Source organism: Eubacteriaceae bacterium Marseille-Q4139 (genome assembly GCA_018223415.1).
GTDB lineage: Bacteria > Bacillota > Clostridia > Lachnospirales > Lachnospiraceae > CABSIM01.
Genome location: JAGTTQ010000001.1, coordinates 2594793 through 2615274, shown reverse-complemented (window position 1 = coordinate 2615274; position 20482 = coordinate 2594793). Strand labels below are relative to the sequence as shown.

Genomic DNA, 20482 nt, shown 5'->3' with positions numbered 1-20482 from the left:
TTTTTACTAAAGTTACAAAAACCCGTCATTACTTACTAAAATTGACATCCTCCGAGATTTATTTTATGCTTTTTTCATAGTTTTTTAACAATCTCACGCCGCAGGCCATGACGCCCGGGATCTTCCTTCTCCGGCTGCGGCAAAGGGATTGTTGATCCCAAAAAAGATTGGAGGATGTTTCTATGGAGAATATCATCAGCTATTTCGGTACATTTACTCCTGCCGCAGATGGTGCCATCGCATCATTCAAGTTCGAGTATCTCTGTACGCTGGGGTTTGCAGCCATCGTTATTTTCTGCGGCCGCGCCATTGTCGCCCGTTCCGCAGCCCTGCGCAAATACGCAATCCCGGCTCCCGTTGTTTCCGGTATCATTTTTTCCATTATTATTTCCATCATCAAGGCTTCCGGCACCTTAAGCATTACCTTTGATGCCACCCTGATGAAAGACCTGACACAGAATATCTTCTTCCTCTGCGTCGGCTTCGGCTTCAGTGCCAAGATGCTGCGCCATGCAGGCGGCAAGCTCTGCGTCATGATCGCCCTTGCGGCATGTATCCTGATTACCTGCCAGAACATCCTCGGTATCGCCATCGCCCAGGTGATCGGCATGAACCCGCTTCTGGCTCTCCAGTGTTCCTCCGCTTCCATGTCCGGCGGCGTCGGAACGGCTTCTGCCTTCGGCCCGATCTTTGAGGAATGGGGCGCAGCCAATGCCACAAGCGTCGGCGTTGCCGCAGGTACTCTCGGAAACGTCATGGGTTCCTTAATCGGCGGCCCGGTTGCTGCTTTCCTGATCGCAAAGCACGGTTTAAAGTCTGATCCCAACGACAAACCGGAAGCACAGGCAACCGGAAAGGTCATCGAGTTAAACAACACCAACATGATCATGATGTTCGCCATGACCCTTTTAATCGCAGCACTCGGCATGCCGATCTACTGCCTGCTTGACAACATCCCGATGATCGAGATGCCGAAATTCATCGGCTGTCTGTTCGCCGGCGCCATCGCCCGCAACGTCATGGAAGCTGCCGGAATTAAATTCTATGTTCCGGAAGTAGAAGCCATCGAGCACATGTTCCTGGAGCTTTACCTGGCACTTGTCCTTATGACCACAGACTTCGTTGCCCTTGCACCGCTGGCAGGTCAGATGGGAATCATCCTTCTGGCACAGGCAATCTTCATTGCCATCTTCGGTATTTTCGTATCCTTCAACATGTTCGGACGCGATTACGGCGCAGCCGTTATGACCGCCGGCAACATCGGTTGGGGCTGCGGTTCCGGTTCCAACGCCGTAGCAAACGAGAAAGCCCTGATGGATCAGTACGGATGGCACACGATTGCATGGGTTCTGTATCCATCCTTCGCCGTTATCATCGACGATATTTACAATCCGATCTTCCTTTCCCTGTTCGGAGGATTGTTCAGAGCTTAAAAACAGTCAAATACCCCCTTATCCTTTACATATCCGCCGGTTTTCCCCCAAGAGCCGGCGGATTTTTTTTATGCATGTTTCCAGTTGAAGGACAGCACTGTTTTGTGTTATAGTTATAACGATCTGATAATACGAAAACCACATACGGGATGGGACATCATGAAAAAATATAAAGGAACTGCTGTACTTCTTCTGACTCTGGCCTGCCTGTTTTCAGGCGCCTGTTCTGCCGTTTCCTCCGGGCAAAACGGCCCGCCGGAGAAAAATTCCGGAGAACTCCGTGTCCTCACCATCGGGACGGCCGACAGCGGCGGAACCATGTACCCGGTCGGAAAGGCCATCGCTGATCTCATCGGCGGCACAGACAGCCAGATCAAAGTGAATTTGAGCGCCTCCCACGGCTCCGCCGACAACGTGAGGGCCCTGGAGAACCGCACCATCGACCTGGGGCTCGTAAGCGGCGATACGGCCTACGCGGCCGCACACGGCGAGGGGGAGTTTTCCGGCGCGCCGGCTGAAAACCTGCGTGTCGTGGCGGCTGTATATCCGAGCCTTTCCAACTGGATTTCCCTGTCCTCGTCGGATCTTGCCTGGGTGCATGACCTTCGTGGGAAACGGATCGGCATCGGCCCCCAGGATTCCACCACGGAGCTTTCCGCCAAAATCGTTTTGGATACTGTCGGAATTACCGGCCAGAACTCTGAGCTTTTAAACTGCGGCCTTGGTTCCGGCTCTGAAGATGTAAAAAACGGCACGCTTGATGCCGTCCATGGGTTTGCCGGCATCCCTGTCAACGGGATGGCAGAGCTGGCGGCGGAGGTACCATGTACGGTATTAAAATATACGGACGAGGAGCTGGAAGAAATCCTTTCCTCCAATTCCTTCTACTACCGCGATGTCATCCCGGCCGGAACCTACGAAGGGCAGGACGAGGATGTCGCCACCTTCGGCATCAAATGCCTGCTCTGTGTGAACGCTGACATGAGCGAGGAGCTCGTCCATGAGCTGACTTCCATCCTCTATTCGGGGATTCCGGAATTAAAAGAGGCCCACGGCGCCTTTTCGTCCCTGGACCGGAACGGCTTCCTCTGTTCCGCCCTGCCGATCCCGCTCCATCCCGGCGCCAAGCGGTTTTATCTGGAGCAGGGGCTCATCTGGGACGGCGATGCGGGAGATGTCCCGTAATTTACTGAGGCTTTAAGGAGGATCTGCCATGTTTTCTGACTACCATGTCCATACCTCGTTTTCCGGCGATTCCAAGGCACTGCCGGCCGGACAGGCCCAGGCAGCCTTAAATCTTGGAATGGAAGAGCTGTGCATCACCGATCACCACGATTACGGGACGGGCCACATGACTCACATTGATTTTAATCTCGACATCCCGGCCTATCTTTCCGGGATCGCCGAGCTGAAAAAACAGTTTGAAGGGAAGCTTACGGTGCGCTGCGGCATCGAGCTTGGGCTCCAGCTCCGCACGGCCGATTATTTAAGGGAGCTTGTTCCCACCCTTTCTCTGGATTATCTCATCGGCTCCAGCCATTTCGTCGACGGTTTCGATATTTTTGACCGCCGCTATTATGACGGGCGGACGGAGTATGAATCCTATTTCCGCTATTTTGAGTCCACCCTGGCGCGTATCCGCGCCCTGGACTTCGCCTTTGACTGCCTCGGCCATCTGGACTGCGTGATCCGCTATGGCCCGGAAAAGAACAAAAACTACCGGCCGGCCGACTACATGGACATCATCGACAATATCTTAAAGGCCCTGATCGAACGTGGAAAAGGGATCGAGTGCAACACCTCCGGCTTTAAATACGGCCTCGGTCATCCTCACCCTTACGAGGAAATTCTCCGCCGCTACCGGGAGCTGGGCGGCGAAATCCTGACCGTCGGCTCCGATGCTCACCGGCCGGAAGAGGTGGGCGGATATTTTAAGGAGACTGCCGAGCTGCTCTCCGCCTGCGGATTCCGGTATTATACGGTGTTCAGGGAGAGGAAGCCGTGGTTTTTGAAGGTGTAATAAGCATCCTGTGAACGTGCAGAATGAAACAGGAGGGTATCCCTGAAATCGTTTCATGATTTGGGGATATCCTCCTGTACTTTGAAAAATCTTTTTCAGCATTTCACCCATACGTCTATTTCCGCCTTATCTGGCTTCTCAAACAGTTCCTGAACCTTTTTCACAAGTCCTGCATCCACATAATAGGCTGAAATCTTCTTTTCAGACACTTCCTTGTTTCTTTTTTCTATACGCTTTTTCCACTCTGCATCTGATATATCCAGATAATGTATTTCGCACACAATGTTCCGGGAATGATAAAAGTCCCGTGCCTCTCTTCTTTCCTCTCTCGTCCAGAGCCCAAGATCCATTATTGCACTGATTCCGGCTTCCGCCAGCTCCACTGATTTTGCAAAAAGATATTTTTTCAGGGACGCTGCGTATGCATCATGCTTTTCACCTGCATCCTGTCCAAAGACTGCAAGCATAATTTCATCAACAGACAGAACTGCCGCGCAATTCTCTTTCCGGATGCGGCCGGCATAGGAACTCTTACCGCAGCAGATCTTCCCGCATAGCAATATCACCTTTGCCAACGTGTTTCTCCTTTCAATATGATCCGGGACTCTGCAAATTATCTATTTTCCTGCCCCTTTCACTTCCCTCTTTTCAAAGGACTTCTCCTTCATGGCCGTTCCCACGTCCTCATGGAACTTTTCCCATTCATCCGGGTGATCCACGAAATACTTGGGGCAGATTTTCCCTGTCACGTCATAATGGCGGATCACCGACTCCGGCTCCAGCTCAAACGCCGTGCAGAGATAGGCCGTCAGATCCACCAGGCTCTTGTATGTACTGTCATAAAATTTCCCCGTCTCATCCGGGTGGCAGCACTCGATGGAAATCGTGTCGCTGTTTCGGTTATTGGAGGCGTAAGCCACCTCATATAACGGCACGCACTGAACCACCTCGCCTTCCAGGCCGATGACAAAATGACTGCTGACCGAAGTGGCATTTTCTCCCGTCTGATCCTTCAAGCTCTCAAAATAGTTCCTGTTCTCCCTCGCCGTACTGCATGGGTTCGCCACGTAGTGAACCACAATCCCGCGGACATTCTCCAGGGGCTTTTCCGGCCGGGAATAAGGATTCGGCGTCAGAAGATTTTCCGTCACCCATTCCGGCACCGGCACCTCATGGGGATCCACAGGCTCCTTCCAGAAAATTCCTTTTAAAAACACAAGGACGGCCGCCGCCGCGATCAGCGCCGCAATGCCGAACATCCCAACCAGCAGAAGCTGCCGGAACCGCTCCTGCTTTTTCCTCTCAATCCGCCTTAATTCCCTGCGAAGCTGGCGCTCCTCTTCTTCCTTCCCCATAGAACCTCCTGTTTTGTCCATGAACCTTCTGTCAAACGTCTCTTTCTACAATATACAGCAAAATTCGCTTTCTAGCCATATGTTTCACAAAAATTAAAGGTATTGTAAGACTTTGAAGAAACGCCGGTTCCGGCATGTCCTTAACAGGTCTTTTCCCGCTTTTCTAACAGGAAGAACATGATAAAGCAGAGCGTAATCTGGACGAGGGAGGATGCCGGTGTCCCAAGGCCAATCTGGAACAGGCTTGCACCGGGGATCCTGCTGATCAGATAAACCACAGGGATTCGCACGAGAAATGCCCCAATGATTCCCTGCGCCATGACAAACATGGTCTTTTCCCGGCCGTTATAATATCCGGTAAAACAGAACAGAAACGGCGTCAGGAGACAGTCGATGGCATAGGCCTTTAAATAGCTGTGGGCGGCTTCTATAACTGCGGAATCCTTTGAGAAGATGGACGCCAGCATGTCTCCGTGGAAGAATGAAAGATATCCCATGACGACACCGGCGGCCAGGGAGGTTGCAATCCCGCAGCCAAGAGCCCGTTTCGCCCGCCCCGGATTCCTGGCGCCCATGTTCTGAGCCACAAAGGCTGACATGGACTGCATGTAGGCCGACGGCACCAGCATGATAAAGCTGCACACCTTCTCGCCCACGCCGACGCCTGCCGAGAAGACAACGCCGAAGGAGTTCACGATCATCTGGATCACCAGGAAGGAAATGCCCACCAAAAACTCCTGGAGCGCCACCGGGATGCCGACCTTCAGTTCCAGAACCACATACCGCCTGTCAAAGCGGATGAATTCCCTGGAAAATACAAAGGGCAGCGTCTTTTTCCGGATGAGTCCAAAGGAGAGGAGCACACTGATGGCCTGGGCCGCCACCGTCGCCAGAGCAGCGCCCGCGGCTCCCATGTGGAAACCGGCCACCAGCAGAAGATCGCCTGCAATGTTGATGACACACGCCACAGCCACCGTAAAAAGCGGCGTTTTAGAGTCGCCGATTCCGCGGAAAACAGCTCCCAGCACGTTGTAAGCGACAATGAAAACAGAACCGGCGCCGCAGATCCGCACATAAGCGGCCGTCTGGGAAAGCGCCTCCTCGGGCGCATGCATGAGCACGGAAAGGGTTTCCGCTCCGCCGGCCATCACTGCCGTCAGAAAAACGGCACAAACGCCGAACAGGCAGATGCCACTTCCGATGGCGCGGCCGGCCTGCACCGGCTCACGTCTCCCGATCCGCTCTCCCACTACCACGGTGATTCCCATGGCGAGTCCTGTGACGATCATCGTCATGGTCTGGAGCAGCATGCTCCCTGTCGCCACTCCGGACACATCGGCCGTGCTGGCAAACTGCCCCACCACGAGAAGATCCACGCCGCCGTACAGCGCCTGCAAGAACAGGCTCAAAAGCACCGGGACGGCAAAGCGGACGAGGGAGCCTAAAATGTTTCCTTCCGTAAGATTCTGTGTGTTTTCCATGGTTTCCTCCTTTGCAGTCGAACGCAAAAAAATATCCTCTTGATCTCCAAGAGGCTCTGAAACGGAGATAAAGGGAACCTCCTCTCACGCTGGAACACAGTATATCATAGGCGCGGAACACAGTAAAGAGGGGTTTCCAGTGAAGAAGGTATCGCCCCATCATCTAATCAGATAATTTTGCGACACCTTCTTAATTCCATATCTATGCTATTTCTTCAATTCTGGCTTTCAGCTTTTCAAGTTCACTCTCCAGACGGTTTACTTTCAATAAAAGCATTTCCTTTTCATTTTCTGTTCCTGATGCATCATCCGGTTTCCTGCTTAAATCCAAATGTCCCTCTGCTATCATCTTTATCTTTCTGTTCGTCTCATTTTCTATGGTCAAATACATTTCACGGATATCTCTTTTCATTGTCTCTAGCTCGTCCAGAATTATTTTTGCTTCTTCCGTCATGTTCTCACTCCATTCTATGTAATAATTTGCTTCCTTCGCTCTTATTCTACCGTACCGTCCAAAGAATATCAACACGGAACAGCAAGTCTCCATGACCCAATTTTCGGCCGGAGAGCCGCAGCAGGAGAATAGGGCTCTTTCTGCCAAAGCACAATACGGAACACAATAATTGGGGATCTTTTTCTTTCCTGCAATCACTTGAATCTGCATCCTAAAGAACCCATGAGAATTTGTGAGAAAAGAAAAAAGCCCATAAAACAACGGTTTTACAGGCTTTTTTGATGAGAAATCATCTAAAACGGAGATAGGGGGATTCGAACCCTCGTGCCGGGTATTAGCCGACAAACGCATTTCGAGTGCGCCGCGTTACGACCTCTTCGCTATATCTCCATTTAATTGCCCGGGCTGGTTTTGCGCGGGCAATTACTATTATACATGAAATTTGAAATTTGTGTAGTAGGAAAATGAAATTTTTTTAACTTTTTCTCTTATCCTGCAAAGTAGGAGTCAATGGCCGCGCTGATCCCTGCGGCAATTTTATCCTGATACGCCTCATCCTGGAGAAGCCTGTCCTCCTCCGGGCAGCTTAAAAATCCCATTTCCACGACAGAAACCGGGATCTCGCTCCAGTTGATGTCGCTTAAATTGTCTACCTCCTGGACGCCGCGGTTCCTGGAACCGGTCTGGCCGCAGATCTGATCCACAATCAGCTTGGACAGCGTGTAGCTCTGTCCGTGCAGACCGGCGTTATAGGGGTTCTGGTCGGTCATGCACATGGCAAGCGTCCCGCTGACCCCGGAATTTTCCATGGAATTGGCATGGAGCCTCACCAAAATCTCCGCTTCGCTCTGGTTCGCAATCTGGGAACGCTCGGCGCTGCTTAAGTTTACGTCGTTGCTTTCCCGGATCATCACCACATGGTAGCCTTTATTTTCTAACGCCTGCTCCAGCTTTTTTGCCACCGCAAGCGTCAGTTCGCATTCTTTGACGCCGCTCTCTGTGCCTGTGGCGCCTGCCGGCATCTTGGCCTTCATGGTCTCGGAGCCGGGGCCGATGGGCTCCTTCTCTGCATTGGCCTTGGCCTGGTGGCCTGCGTCGATGGCGATAGTATGTCCGTTAAAGGGGACTTCCGGCGCTCTCGTCTCGGCCGGCCGGCCGTCTAAGCCGGTCTGTCCATCGCCGCCTGCCGGGTTTCCGGCCGCTTCGGCTTCCCCGGCCGCCGGATTCCCAGACGTTCCATCTGCATTCCCCTCCGGCACTCCACCTCCGTCAGCCGACATGCCCTCACTGCCGCCGGACTCTGCCTGGGCGGCCGCGCCGGAAGCCGCTGCCGGCTCTGCCTCTTCACTGCCCGTATCCGACGTCTCCGGCTCCTCATAGACCTCCGTGAAAGCAGCCGCCACATAGGCTGTTCTGCCGTTATAGAGAACCTGGCACCATTCGTCGGAAATGCCGGTACGGTTGAGCGTGCTCCCAGCCTTTAACTGAACCAGGATCCTGGCGTCCTCCCGCGGTTCCTCGCGCACATTGACGACCTCAGCCGTCAGCGCCACCACGTCCTCCGTCTTCGTAAACGTGACACCGGCCACCGCTTCACTCTCTCCATCTGCGGAAGCCTCCCCGTCCGCAGATGTCTCCGCATCGGAGGCACCGTCGGCAAACTTAAGGTTCCCGTTTTCATCCATCGTCAGGACGCGCATGGTCTCCCCGCTCTCACTTCCGGCCTCTTCCCCCGGCGCCTCCGCTTCTCCGTTAACACTGGTACTCTCCAATCCGGATTCCAGCGCCTCCAGGCTCACAGCTTCATATTTTCCGGCGCTGCATCCGCCGAGGACAGCCAAAAGACAGGCAAGAGACACCGCCAGAAGAACCTTTGCGGGGGTTCCGTCACGTTTTCTCATCGGATCGTGCCACCTCCCACAATATAATCCTTTTCATAGAAAACGACAGCCTGTCCCGGCGTGATGGCCCTCTGGGGCGTCTCGAACCGGCATTCCACGATTCCGTTTTCCAGCTCTCTTATGATACATGGCGCGCCCTTATGGCTGTACCGGATCTTTGCCGTCACTTCCATCTCCCGGCCGCCAAGGCCCTCGATGGACATCCAGTTTAGGTTTTGGCAGGTCAGCCTGTCGGAAAATACCTCATCGGCATCCCCGATCACAACCTCGTTGGTCTCCGGCCGGATCTCCGTCACAAATACAGGATGTCCCATGGCAAGGTTTAGCCCCTTCCTCTGTCCCACCGTGTAATGGGTGATCCCTTTATGGTGGCCCAGAACATTCCCGTCCCGATCCACAAAATTCCCGGCGCCGGGGACATTTTCCTCATTTTTTTCAATAAATCCCGCATAGTCGTTGTCCGGGATGAAGCAGATTTCCATACTGTCCTTTTTCCCGGCCACGTCCAGGCCATTTTCAGCCGCAATGGCGCGGATTTCGTCCTTCGTGTAATCTCCCACCGGCATCAGCGTGTGGGAGAGCTGCTCCTGGGTCAGGTTATAGAGGGCGTACGTCTGATCCTTCGCCGCCGTCACCGAATTGCGGATCGTGTACCTGCCGTTTTCCAGCCGCTCGATGCGGGCATAATGGCCCGTGGCGATGTAGTCCGCCCCAAGCTCCAGGCTCCTGGTAAGGAGGGCGTCCCATTTCACGTACCGGTTGCATGCAATGCAGGGGTTCGGCGTCCGGCCATGGAGATACTCGTTCACAAAATAGTCCATGACGTTTTCCTTGAATTCCCTCCGGAAATTCATCACGTAATAGGGGATTTTCAATTTCCACGCCACTTTTCTCGCGTCCTCCACGGCGCTTAAGCCGCAGCATCCGCCGTTTTCTTCCATGTCTTCCGGGTTCTCCTCCTGCCAGATCTGCATGGTGACGCCAATGACATCGTATCCCTGTTCCTTAAGCAGGCAGGCGGCGACCGAAGAATCGACGCCGCCTGACATGCCTACCACTACTTTTTTCTTCATTCTTAATATTCCTCGTCCTCATCGTGCTCGCTGATGTCGGATTTCGGTTTCTCGAGGCCTTCGATCTGGATACCGTGCTTTTCGGCATAATCCCAGAGTGCCGCGTGGATCGCCTCCTCCGCAAGCAGGGAGCAGTGTACCTTCACCGGCGGAAGCCCGTCTAAGGCCTCCATGACGGCCTTGTTCGTCACCTGCATGGCCTCCTCGATGGTCTTTCCCTTTACAAGCTCCGTCGCCATGCTGCTGGTGGCCACAGCCGCGCCGCAGCCAAAGGTCTTGAATTTGCAGTCACGGATGATATGGGTCTCATCGTCGATATCGAGATAAATCCGCATGATGTCCCCGCATTTTGCATTTCCGACGGTTCCGACGCCGCTGGCGTCCTCTATTTCACCCACGTTTCTCGGGTTCTGAAAGTGGTCCATTACTTTTTCTGAATACATAGATTGATCTCCTGTTCTTTTTCTTTCCCTCTGTCGTCTGTTTCCGGTCTCTTCTGCGGCAGTTAGCCTTTCGTGTCCTGTTTTTCCCTGCTCTTTACGAAGTCCTCATAGAGCGGGGACATGGAACGGAGGCGCTCCACGATCCGCTTGACGCTTTCCACCGTGTAGTCAATGTCCTCCTTCGTCGTCTCCTCGCTTAAGGTCAGGCGCAGGGAACCATGGGCAATTTCATGGGGCAGCCCGATGGCAAGCAGCACATGGGACGGATCCAGGGAGCCGGACGTACATGCGGAACCGCTGGAACCGCAGATCCCGTCCATATCCAGCATGATAAGCAGGGACTCTCCCTCGATAAACTGGAACGCAAAGTTTGCATTGTTGGAGAGACGTCTGGCCGGGTGGCCGTTAAGCCTCGTGTAGGGCACTTCCTCCATCACGCGGCGGATCAGGTAATCCCTTAACTCCGTCTCTTTCTTCCGGTTCTCCTCCATGTGTTCCATGGCAATTTCCACGGCCTTTCCCATGCCGACGATCCCGGGCACATTCTCCGTGCCGGCGCGGCGCTTTCTTTCCTGGGCACCGCCGTGGATAAAGGAGCGGATTTTTACGCCCTTCCGGATATAGAGGATGCCGACGCCCTTGGGGCCGTTTAACTTATGGGCGCTGGCGCTTAACATATCAATATTGCACTCGTCCACATCAATGCGCTCATGTCCGAAGGCCTGGACGGCGTCGGTGTGGAACAGGATTCCATGTTCTTTTGCGATTGCACCGATTTCCTTAATCGGCTCGATGGTGCCGATCTCATTATTTGCAAACATCACGGAGATCAGGATCGTATCGGGACGGATGGCTTTTTTAAGCTCCTCCGGATCCACAAGGCCGTACTCATCCACCGGAAGATACGTGACCTCAAATCCTCTCTTTTCGAGATACTGGCCTGTGTGCAGAACCGCGTGATGTTCAATCTGTGTCGTAATGATGTGTTTTCCCTTGGAAGCATACGCCTCGGCCGCGGCCGTAAGCGCCCAGTTGTCGGACTCGGTGCCGCCGTTCGTAAAATAAATTTCATTGGCGTTTGCTCCAAGAGCATTTGCGATTACTTCTCTGCTGTGGGCCATTGCCTCTTTGCACGGTGTGGAAAAAGAATACACCGAAGATGGATTTCCGTAATTCTCCGTATAAAACGGGAGCATCGCCTCCACGACCTCGGGACGCACCTTCGTCGTGGCCGCGTTGTCAAGATAAATTACTTTCTTCATAAATCCGCCTTTCCGTAAATACAGGTTAAAAGCCTCATCTACTATTGATTTACCGTCCCCCGTTTCCGGGAAACTATTCTACATTATAATAATATTCCGGGGGGATTTCAACAGGAATCCTGAGAATTAAGAAAAATATAATAATATCAGGAATCATTATCAGTATCTGGCGTATTCCGCGCCTTGACCGGTTTTTCCTGATGCCAGCCCCGGGATTTTCCTTCCGTTCCGAATAATCCGCTCTTTTTTTTGCATACAATGTAGCAATTTCCTTTCCCGGGAGGCCGCATGACTGATTTTTTTAAGAAGCATACCCTGATCGCCGGCGCAGTCCTTCTTACCGCCGCAGGCTTTCTCTCCAGGATCCTCGGATTTTTCTATAAAATTTTCCTCTCCCGCGCCATCGGCGCCGAGGGGCTCGGGATTTATCAGATGATGTTTCCCGTTTACGGGATCTGCCTCTCTCTATGCGCCGGTTCCCTCCAGACGGCCATCTCCCGCTTCACGGCCGCATGTCCTTCCAGGGCCAAAAAGACGCTTTTCACCGGCTTTGCCATCTCTTTCTCCATGGCGATTTTCCTGGCGGCACTGATCTGGCGTTTTTCCGGCTTCCTCGCCGTCCATGTGCTCATGGAACCGCGCTGCGCTCCTTTGCTTCCTGCTTTTGCACTGGCAATCCCCTGTTCTGCCCTCCACTCCTGTATCTGCGGATATTATTATGGAAAAGAAAAAGTGCAGATCCCGGCCTTCTCCCAGTTAGCCGAGCAGGGAATCCGGATGTTTGCCGTCTTCCTTCTCGCTGACATCTGCCGGGAAAAGGGCATCGAAATCACCGTCTCCCTGGCGGCCGCCGGCCTTCTTATCGGCGAAGCCGGTTCTGCCCTGTTCACGCTCCTGACCTTTCTTTTACTGGAAAAGGATGGCGATACCCGGCCGGATCCCCACGCCCCCTCCATGGCTTCCATCGCCATTCCTCTCATGGCGCTGGCCCTGCCGCTCATGGCAAACCGGCTCGTCATGAATCTTTTAAGGAGCGCCGAATCCATCCTGATCCCCAACCGGCTGGCTGCCTTCGGCTTAAGCCAGTCCCAGGCGGTCAGCACGCTCGGCGTCCTAAACGGCATGGCCATGTCCTTTATCATGTTTCCCTCGGCCATCGTCAATTCCCTGGCCGTCGTCCTGCTTCCTTCTGTTGCCAGGGCACAGGCAGGCGGCGACAGCCGCGAAATCACCAGGCGCATCGCCATGTCCTTCCGGTACAGCCTCTACATGGGCATCCTCTGCGTCGGCATTTTCACCATCTTCGGGGACAGCCTCGGCGTCCAGGTCTTTAAAAATGAGGAAGCAGGAAGCTTCATCACAATCCTTGCCTGGCTCTGTCCGTTCCTCTACCTTTCCACCACCATGGGAAGCATCTTAAACGGCCTCGGGAAGACAACCACAACCTTCCTTCATCATCTGGCCGCCCTGCTTTTCAGGCTCTGCTTCATCGTAATCGGAATCCCGAAAATCGGCATCCTGGCATACCTGTGGGGGATGCTGGCAAGTGAGCTCCTTCTGGCGCTCTTACATATCCTGGCCTTAAGAGAAGCCGTCGGCTTTTCCGCCAACGCCTGGGAAGTCATCGTGAAGCCTGTGTTCTGCCTGGCCGTGGCTCTAGGGATTTACCGCATTTTTCCTGATTCGTTTCTCTTTGCCTCCGGCCTTCCCGAATTTTTCGGCACCTGCCTCCGCATCCTGATTGTCTGTACCTGCTACGGGCTCATGCTGCTTTTCTTTCACCGTCCTGCCGGAAGCGAATCCTGAGGCTTTCGGCAGGATGTCTTTCTAAGTCCTCGAGAGGCCTGGGGTACGGGATGTCTTCCACAGCCCCCTGGAAACCACGCCTTTCTCAGTCCTCAATAGACCAGGCGGCCCGGCTCCCCTGTTCGCCCTTCGTGACGATGAGTTTCTTTCCGATCTGCGCCTTCAGTTCGTTCACATGGGAGATGATGCCGACCATGCGCTCATCGCCTGCCAGGTCGTGAAGCACGCGGACAGCCAGTTCCCGCGTCTCGTCGTCCAGAGCGCCGAAGCCCTCGTCCACAAACATGGCTTCCATTCTCACGGCGCCCGCCTGGCTCTGCACCACGTCGGAAAGTCCCAGCGCCAGGGACAGGGACGCAAGGAACGACTCGCCGCCGGACAGGGTTTTCACATCCCGCTCCTTTCCCGTCGCCATCACGTAGACATTCAGCTCCAGGCCGGAATGCCCCTGGCCGCCCATGTCCTCAAGCTGTCTGCATTTTAATTTCAGTTTTCCGTCGGACAGCTTCAGAAATCTCCGGTTGGCCGCCGTCAGGATTTTCTCAAAATACTGTCTCTGGACATATGTCTCAAAGTCAATCTTTACCTTTCCTTTCAGGTTCCCGCTGGCTGTCTGCCAGAGGCCGTCGTATAAAAGGAAGGCCTCGATGAGCCCGCCGCTCTCCCGTTCCTCTGTCTCCATCTGCAAAAGGATGCTTTCGTGGTTTTGGACGGCAGCGGAAATCCCGTCCCGCTTTTTCTCCAGGGATCCCTTCTTCTCCCGAAGCTTCCGGATCTCTTCCCGGAGCTCCCCGGCCCTTTCCTCCGAGGCCTCCAAAAGACCGGTCTCCAGCGTCTTAACGGCCGCCTTAAGCTCTGCCAACCTGCGGAAATATTCCTCCGTCTGCGCTCCCGCCTCCCTGGCCTCCTCTGTCTCTCTCCATGCCAGGGATGCCGTGTACTGCTCTCTTGTAAAGCCGCTGTCCTTCCAGACCTGGTTCCATGTGCTTCCTGCCTCTTCCTGCTCTCTTTTCCTTAAAATCAGGTGCTCTTCTGCCGAACGGCACGCCTGTCTGGCGGAGGAAGCCGTCTCCGCGGCCTGTTTTTCCTTCTGCCTGGCCGCTTCCGTCTCTGCCTTCTTCCGGCGAAGCTCCTGCTCCAGCCGTTCTTTTTCCGTAAGCAGCGCCTCTTTCGAGCGGAAGAAAAGCTGCTTTTCCAGCTTCCCTATTTCTTCCTCCAGCTTCAAAACCGCTGCTTTTTCCAGCTCCTCGGAAAGACGGCAGTCCTGCATGCTCTTTTTCGTTCTTTCCAGCTCTTCTCCCAGGGACTTTCCGGTCTCAGCCGCGTCCGTTCCCTCTTTCTTCAGGAGCAGAAGCTCTGCCCGCCGGCGCTCCATCGTCTCCTTTTTCTCCGCCATATTCTCCGGAAGCCGTTTTTCTTCCTCGCAGAGCTGGCGCTCCTTTTCGGAGATTCCCGTCATTTCCTTCGTAATCTCCGTCCCCAGCGCTTCACAGAGTCCCCTTTTCTCCTCCCGCTTTGCGGATGCACGCTTCACTTCTTCTTCCGTGGGCGCGCTCTCTGCCAGGGCCGCCGGGGCCGGGTGGCTGACGGCTCCGCAGACCGGGCAGGGGAAGCCGTCTTTTAACCTGTCGCGGGCAAGGATCCCGGCCTGTTCCCGGAAAAACTGCTCCTGAAGCTCCTGGTACAGCCGCTCTGCCTCCGAAAAGGCCTGTATCCGTTTTTCCTGCTCCCGCTTCATGGCTTCCAGACGTATCTTTCTCGTTTCCAGCGCCTTCCGCTCTTCTTTCAGCCTGGCTGCCGTTTCCTCAAATGCGGCCAGCTCCTTTAAGGAATGCTCAAGCTCCGCAAGAATGGGAGCCGCCTCTGAAAAGGCCTGTATCTTTCTCTCGCACTCGCCGATGGCCGATTCCAGCTTCTCCTTCCTTTCCTTTAACGCGAGCCCACGTTTTGCTTCCTCTTCCGACTGCGCTCTCCGCTCTGCCGCCTCCGTTTCCAGCTCTGCCTTCCGTCTCCAGTCCTTTTCCTCCTGCTCCAGCTTTAAAAGCTCCGTCCTGTATAGCGGCTCTTTTCTTCCAAACTCTTCTTCGGCGGCAAGCAGTACCTGTTTTGCCTCCGAAAATCCGGCTTCGGCCTCCGAAAGCGCCTTCTCAGCGGCCTCCCTGCTTCTTTCGGCAGCCGCCGTCTGCCGCTCCGCCTCCAGATACCGGCTCTCATAGGGCCTCATCCCATATGCCTTCGCGGCTTCCTCATATCTGGCCTTCCATGCCGTGTAATGCGCCTCTTTTTCTTCTTCCCTCCTAAGCTCTGCCTTTTTCTCTTCGTACTGGCGGGCCTGTTCCGCTGCCTTTAAAAGCCTTCCGTTTTCCTCCAACGCCTTCTGGAGGCTATCATCCAGCTCCGCTAACTCCCGGTCGGCCGTCCGAAGCTGTCCCTGTTCCTTACAAAGAAGCTCAGATAAAAATTCTGACGCCTCTCCCGGAGGCAAAACCTCTTCCCGGCAAAGCTTCTCCAGCCGGGCTTCGTCTTCGCTTCCCGCTTCCTCCGTAAGTCGGATCGACCGGACATGGGCCCTCAGCCGTTCCTCGCCCGCCTGAATCTGATCCTTTAACTGCTTTCTCTTTTTGTTCAGCTCCTCTTCAGCGTCCCGGCAGGGCCCGGTGTGGAAAATTGTGGAAAAAATCTTCTTCCTGTTTTCAGAGCTGGCATGAAGGAGCCGCAGGAAATCTCCCTGGGCAATCATGGAAATCTGCGTAAACTGCTCCCTGTCGATTCCCATGATCTCACAGATTTTTTTATCCGTCTCCCGGTTCTTCCCCCGGAAAGCCGTCCCGTCTGGAAGCGTCAGCTCCACCCTGGCCGCCGCCTTCACAAGGCCGCTTCCCCGCTTCTTCTCTCTCATGTATTCCGGGCTCCTGAAAACCGTGTAGATCTCTCCGCGATAGGAAAATGTAAACTCCACATAGGTCTCGTCTTCAGACCCGGCATACTGGCTCCGCATCATCCTGCCGTCCCGTTTTCCTCCGCTTGTCTCCCCGTAAAGGGCGAAGGTAATCCCGTCAAAAATCGTCGTCTTCCCCGCCCCGGTATCCCCGGTAATCAGGAAAACGCCCCGGCCGGCCTTCGTAAAATCAATGACCGTCTTTCCGCCATAGGAGCCGAAGGCACACATTGTCAGACAAATCGGTTTCATGCTTCCTCCTCCCCTCCTGCCTCCAGTCTCAGGAAAATTTCTTCCATGGCTTTCCTCTGGTTTTCCTTCATTTCTGCGCCCTGCATCTGTATGTAAAATTCCTCAAAAAGCTCCGGAAGGCTCTTTTTTTCCGCCGGCAGCTCTTCTTCAGAAAATTCCCGCCGCGTCCTGCTGTTTTCCACCGTCCACTCCAAAAGGTTCGGATAATGCCTTGAAAGCACGCGTCCCGGCTCGTAAAGCTCCTCCTCATCCGTCAGGACGGCACTGACAAAATCTTTGGGATCTGCTGCCGAGAGCGTCTCTTCGGAAATCAGCTCCGAGAGCTTTCCCCTGATTTTCCTCACATCCCTGAGAGGCACCAGAGGAATTTTTTCCACCGTCACGTCGCCTTTCTTCCCGAGCGTCACTTCCAGAATCCCTTTCTCCTGTCCCGCCTCCGAAACCGAATATTTTAACGGCGAGCCGCAGTAGCGGACATGGTCTCCCCCGACGGACTGTGGACGGTGAATATGGCCGGCCGCCACATAGTCAAACGTCTCCACAGCCGAGACCTCCACGTTGTCCTGGCCGCCGACGGAGACGGTCTCGGAATCCGACCGCTCCGGGCTTTTTCCGTTCCATGTAAAAAACTGATGGCAGACGAGGACGTTCCGCGCGGAAAAATCCGGCTCCATCTGCGCGATCACGGCCCGTACGGCCTCATCGTATGTCTTTACCTGCTCCATCCCTTCGATTTCACGGATGAAGGAAGGGCGCAAAAAAGGAAGAAGATAAAAATTCACCTCTCCCTCCTTATCCTTTCGTACCAGCTTCTGCACCCTGGGATTTTCCTTTCCCGGCGCCATGCCTGCAATAAATATCCTGTTTTTCTCGAACAGACGGCTCCCAAAGGCCAGCCGCTCCTGGGAATCATGGTTCCCGCTGACGATAAACACCTCCAGCCCCTGCTCCATGGCGGCAAGGGACGTGAGGAAGCCGTCAAATACCTCAACGGCCTCCGCAGACGGCACCGACTTGTCGTAGACATCCCCGGCAATCACGATCACGTCCGGCTTCCTCTGCTCCGCCTCTTTTAAAATCCGTCCAAGGATATACGTCTGATCTTCGATCAGGCTGAATCCATGGAGCTGTTTTCCGATATGCAAATCCGATAAATGAAACAGCTTCATTTACATCTCCCTTTTCCTATTCGTCAAATTCCACGGTCACGTAGTAGCCGCGCTCGTTCTCCACAATCTCCTTCACGATCCCCTTCCGGCTCTTTAACCGCTCCGTGAACTTAAAAAGTCCCGACATGGCTACGGCCGGCTCAATCATGTAGTTGACGTTCACCGGCGTCACCGACTCGCTGACCTCTACCTCCTGGCCCACCGTCACGAGGCCCGGACGTTCCATTTTAAATACAATTTCTCTCATGTTCTTCTGCCTTTCCGGCCCGTTTCCTCACAGGCCCTCTTCTGTCTCCATCACCCAACGGCATTCTTCCAGGTAAAAGATCAGCCTCACCGGCCGCCTGCGGCCGCCAAGCGTCATGCGGCACTGGTACTCCACCGCCGGCACGCCGCAGTAATACTTTTTCTCCGCCCAGTCCACCTGAAGATCCCGCACCATGATAAGCTCCCCGTCTTCGTTCGGAAACTTTACCGCCAGAGGCAGTGTCTCGCCGCGGCTCGTGAACCAGCATTCACATGCCACCTCCCGCTGTCTTCTCCTGCCTTCCTTCGACTCGAAGCCCTCAAATACCCGGCTCTCTCTTCCACCGATTCCAAATGCCATATTCCGTCAGCTCCTTTTTTCCGTATTTCCTCCTTCTACTGAATTTTCTCCTTTGTATAATCCACCGTGCGCCTTTCCCTGGTGATCCCGCCGGCCATATGGTCGAGGGAGGACTTAAGAAAAGAAGCCCGCATCACCGCATCCTGCCCGTGGCGCTTCCGGATATTGTCGAGGGCTGCGTCCAGCTTTTCCAACTTCTCATAGTCCGTACCGTCAAAAATATTGAGCTGTCTGGCCTCGCCTTCTCCCAGGCGCCCCGTATGGATCCCGAGGTGCCGGATAGGCGCGCCGTCCCAGAGCTCGTCAAACAGGCGGCAGGCCGCCGTATAAATCTCCATGGTAATATCGCTGGCCGCAGGAAGCACCGTCTGGTGGGAAACCGTATGAAGGCCGCTGTCCTTAATGCTCACCGAGACAAGCTCCGCCTTTTTCCCGTGCTTCCTTAACCTGGCCGCCACCGTTTCCGCCAGAGAAAGCAGGACGCGCCTGGCCGTCTCCCGGTCCGTCACATCGAAGGCAATGGTCGTGCTGTTCCCATAGCCCTTGTTCTCCGGCGGCTCCGCCTCCACAAGCCCGGCATCGCGGCCGTTGGCAAAGGCCCAGATCACCTCGCCGTGCTTTTTCAGATGGGCCTTTAGAATCCGCACATCGGTACAGGCTAACTCCCCGATGGTTTCGATCCCGAGATGGTTTAGCTTCCGCTCCGTCGCCGAACCCACCAGGAACAGCTCCCTTACGGGAAGATGCCACATTTTTTCCTGGATTTCCTCTGGAAACAGCGTGTGCACCTTATCCGGCTTTTCAAAATCCGAAGCCATTTTCGCCAAAAGCTTATTGGAGGACACTCCGATATTCACGGTAAATCCCAGCTCCTCCCGGATCCTGTCCTTTAAGGCCGCGGCCGCCTCCCTCGGTTCCCCGAACAGCCGCTCCATTCCCGTCATATCCAGAAAAGCCTCGTCCACACTGAACTGCTCCACCTGGGGCGAATATTCCTTTAAAATTTTTATCAGCGCGGCCGACGACCGTTCATAAAGGCCGTAATGAGGCGCAACCAGCATAAGCTCCGGGCATTTTTTCTTCGCTTCCACCACGGTTTCTCCTGTCCGGACGCCGTACTTTTTGGCCGGAAGGGATTTGGCGAGAATAATTCCGCGGCGCTTTGCCATATCGCCTCCCACCGCCGACGGAATTGTCCGGAGATCCAGTGTGCCGCCAAGATGCTTTAAGCGGTACACCGCCTCCCAGGAAAGGAACGCGCTGTTTACATCCACATGAAAGACAACTCGTTTCATGTCTCTATTATAACCGAACGTATGTTCTTTGTAAAGTGGAAAATTTCGGTTTTTTGATTGGGACTTCTGACAAAATCGGCCGGCAGCGCAGAAATATTTCCTTTTCTGCGGCTGCCGGCCTGTTTTTCGTTCAGACGGCGGTTCCCGGTACATGTCTCCTCTTCCCGGCGTCCGTCTTATTTTCCCTCATAGACGATGGCCGATTCCACCTGATAACCGGCCAGCTTCTCCCGTCCCTTAAGGCCGGCAAGCTCCATGACGAAGCAGATTTTAACCACTTCTCCGCCCAGGGACTCCACCAGCTTTATGATGGCTTCTGTCGTCCCGCCTGTGGCGATCAAATCATCGACAATGACAACCTTCTGGCCAGGCCGGATGGCATCCTTATGGATCTCGATTTTCGATGTCCCGTATTCCAGGTCATACTCGGCGGACACCGTTTCCCGCGGCAGCTTCCCCGCCTTCCGAACCGGGATGAAGCCCTTATGGAGCATGTAGGCCACCGGCACGCCGAAAATAAAGCCTCTCGACTCCGGCCCGACCACCAGGTCAAACTCCGTGCCCTCCACCATTCCAAGGAGCTTATCCACGGCCAGATGAAGCCCGTCTGCCTCCTGAAGGATGGATGTCACGTCCCGGAAAATGATTCCCTCCTCGGGAAAGTCCGGTATGCTGATTACATACTCTTCCAGTTTTTTCATATTTCTTTTCCTCCAAACCATTTGATCGTAACAGTTCAGCCATGCAGACACATATGGCAAAATGCTGCGTGGGAGCTTGCTCACAGAGCAGCATTTTGTCATATGTGGATATAGGGCGGACGCCCGACATGAATCATTTGACGGCCAATATCATTTTTCATTGGTCTATACAATAAAATCCGTCAAATTATGAATGGTATGGCTGAACTGTTGCATTTCATCTCATAACTGCCCTGCCGGGTCATATTCCCCGGCATGTCCGCATATAATTTTCAGAAAAAAGTATTCCTGC

General features: G+C 54.3%; 18 protein-coding genes and 1 tRNA gene. 4 read left to right on the top strand and 15 right to left on the bottom strand.

Going from position 1 to position 20482, the window contains the following annotated elements; all coding sequences use genetic code 11:
• Positions 1–182: 182 nt before the first annotated feature.
• The 3 genes from KE531_12305 (at position 183) to KE531_12295 (ending at position 3453) form a co-directional block, all read left to right on the top strand.
• Positions 183–1433: a sodium:glutamate symporter gene (locus tag KE531_12305; protein ID MBR9954383.1), complete on the top strand. Its 1251-nt coding sequence runs from the start codon at positions 183–185 to the stop codon at positions 1431–1433.
• Between the two features lie 159 nt (positions 1434–1592).
• On the top strand, positions 1593–2618 hold the full coding sequence (locus KE531_12300; GenBank protein ID MBR9954382.1) for a TAXI family TRAP transporter solute-binding subunit: 1026 nt from the start codon (positions 1593–1595) through the stop codon (positions 2616–2618).
• A 28-nt stretch (positions 2619–2646) separates the two neighbouring features.
• A complete protein-coding gene (locus tag KE531_12295; protein MBR9954381.1) occupies positions 2647–3453 on the top strand; it encodes a histidinol-phosphatase HisJ family protein in 807 nt (268 codons plus the stop codon).
• Between the two features lie 95 nt (positions 3454–3548).
• On the opposite strand, the gene KE531_12290 is transcribed toward KE531_12295, so the two are convergent.
• The 9 genes from KE531_12290 to nifS form a co-directional block, all read right to left on the bottom strand.
• The gene (locus KE531_12290) at positions 3549–4028 is read right to left on the bottom strand and encodes an ATP-binding protein (protein MBR9954380.1); all 480 of its coding nucleotides are present in this window, start codon (positions 4026–4028) and stop codon (positions 3549–3551) included.
• A 42-nt stretch (positions 4029–4070) separates the two neighbouring features.
• Positions 4071–4808 carry an N-acetylmuramoyl-L-alanine amidase gene (locus KE531_12285; GenBank protein MBR9954379.1) on the bottom strand — a complete coding sequence of 246 codons (738 nt, stop codon included), beginning with the start codon at positions 4806–4808 and terminating at the stop codon, positions 4071–4073.
• A gap of 140 nt (positions 4809–4948) precedes the next feature.
• Complete coding sequence (locus tag KE531_12280; protein ID MBR9954378.1) at positions 4949–6289, bottom strand: MATE family efflux transporter; 1341 nt, start codon at positions 6287–6289, stop codon at positions 4949–4951.
• 202 nt (positions 6290–6491) lie between these two features.
• Entirely contained in the window at positions 6492–6941 is a 450-nt protein-coding gene (locus KE531_12275; protein ID MBR9954377.1) for a DUF5320 domain-containing protein, read from the bottom strand.
• Positions 6942–7042: 101 nt separating this feature from the next.
• A tRNA-Ser gene (locus tag KE531_12270) sits at positions 7043–7133 on the bottom strand.
• A gap of 98 nt (positions 7134–7231) precedes the next feature.
• Entirely contained in the window at positions 7232–8644 is a 1413-nt protein-coding gene (locus KE531_12265) for an N-acetylmuramoyl-L-alanine amidase (protein ID MBR9954376.1), read from the bottom strand.
• Positions 8641–9717 carry a tRNA 2-thiouridine(34) synthase MnmA gene (mnmA, locus tag KE531_12260; GenBank protein ID MBR9954375.1) on the bottom strand — a complete coding sequence of 359 codons (1077 nt, stop codon included), beginning with the start codon at positions 9715–9717 and terminating at the stop codon, positions 8641–8643. The genes KE531_12265 and mnmA overlap by 4 nt, the downstream gene beginning before the upstream one ends.
• Before the next feature lie 2 nt (positions 9718–9719).
• Positions 9720–10160, bottom strand: coding sequence for a Fe-S cluster assembly scaffold protein NifU (gene nifU, locus KE531_12255; protein MBR9954374.1), 441 nt, complete (start codon positions 10158–10160; stop codon positions 9720–9722).
• Between the two features lie 62 nt (positions 10161–10222).
• Positions 10223–11422: a cysteine desulfurase NifS gene (gene nifS / locus KE531_12250; GenBank protein ID MBR9954373.1), complete on the bottom strand. Its 1200-nt coding sequence runs from the start codon at positions 11420–11422 to the stop codon at positions 10223–10225.
• A 288-nt stretch (positions 11423–11710) separates the two neighbouring features.
• Here nifS and KE531_12245 point away from each other — a divergent pair, with 288 nt between their 5' ends.
• A complete protein-coding gene (locus KE531_12245; protein ID MBR9954372.1) occupies positions 11711–13228 on the top strand; it encodes an oligosaccharide flippase family protein in 1518 nt (505 codons plus the stop codon).
• 85 nt (positions 13229–13313) lie between these two features.
• On the opposite strand, the gene KE531_12240 is transcribed toward KE531_12245, so the two are convergent.
• The 6 genes from KE531_12240 to KE531_12215 form a co-directional block, all read right to left on the bottom strand.
• Entirely contained in the window at positions 13314–16418 is a 3105-nt protein-coding gene (locus KE531_12240; protein ID MBR9954371.1) for an AAA family ATPase, read from the bottom strand.
• Complete coding sequence (locus KE531_12235; GenBank protein ID MBR9954370.1) at positions 16415–17587, bottom strand: exonuclease SbcCD subunit D; 1173 nt, start codon at positions 17585–17587, stop codon at positions 16415–16417. The genes KE531_12240 and KE531_12235 overlap by 4 nt, the downstream gene beginning before the upstream one ends.
• Before the next feature lie 16 nt (positions 17588–17603).
• Entirely contained in the window at positions 17604–17834 is a 231-nt protein-coding gene (locus KE531_12230; GenBank protein ID MBR9954369.1) for a hypothetical protein, read from the bottom strand.
• Between the two features lie 27 nt (positions 17835–17861).
• On the bottom strand, positions 17862–18194 hold the full coding sequence (locus KE531_12225) for a hypothetical protein (protein MBR9954368.1): 333 nt from the start codon (positions 18192–18194) through the stop codon (positions 17862–17864).
• Positions 18195–18229: 35 nt separating this feature from the next.
• The gene (locus tag KE531_12220) at positions 18230–19489 is read right to left on the bottom strand and encodes a DNA polymerase IV (GenBank protein MBR9954367.1); all 1260 of its coding nucleotides are present in this window, start codon (positions 19487–19489) and stop codon (positions 18230–18232) included.
• A gap of 176 nt (positions 19490–19665) precedes the next feature.
• A complete protein-coding gene (locus tag KE531_12215) occupies positions 19666–20190 on the bottom strand; it encodes an adenine phosphoribosyltransferase (GenBank protein MBR9954366.1) in 525 nt (174 codons plus the stop codon).
• Positions 20191–20482: the final 292 nt, after the last annotated feature.